Origin of the sequence: Bradyrhizobium sp. PRIMUS42 (assembly GCF_023006515.1) — a bacterium.
Taxonomy (GTDB): domain Bacteria; phylum Pseudomonadota; class Alphaproteobacteria; order Rhizobiales; family Xanthobacteraceae; genus Bradyrhizobium.
In genome coordinates, this window is record NZ_JALBGZ010001642.1 from 1 (window position 1) to 396 (window position 396).

Annotated in this window: 1 protein-coding gene; it reads left to right on the forward strand. The window is 68.4% G+C overall.

Annotated features, from left to right (window positions below):
- A partial coding sequence (locus MOV75_RS42070; protein ID WP_246933136.1) for a LysR substrate-binding domain-containing protein occupies positions 1 to 396 on the forward strand: 396 nt, incomplete at both ends.

The window sequence follows — 396 nt, forward strand, 5'->3', positions numbered from 1 at the left end:
GTCCGGCTCACCGCCGGCGGCGCCGCCTTCCTCGAACGCGCCCGCGCGCTGATGGCGGCACATGATCGTGCACTGTCGGGTGATGCACCGGCCGCGCAATCGCTCTCGCTCGGCATCTCCGATCATGCGGCGGGCCCTGAACTCGTGCCGCTGCTCGAACGGCTGCACGCGATGTCAGCGAACCTCACCCTCGCCGTCACCATCGGCTTCTCGCGCGAGATGCAGGATGCCTATGACGAAGGTCAGCTCGATGCGGTGATCGTCCGCCAGGAAGGCAGCCGCCGCGGCGGCGAAAAACTGACCGAGGACGAATTCGGCTGGTTCGCATCAAGACGCTTCGCCGTGCCAAAAGGCGAGCCGCTGCCGCTGGCGACACTCGCCCCGCCCTGCGGCGTC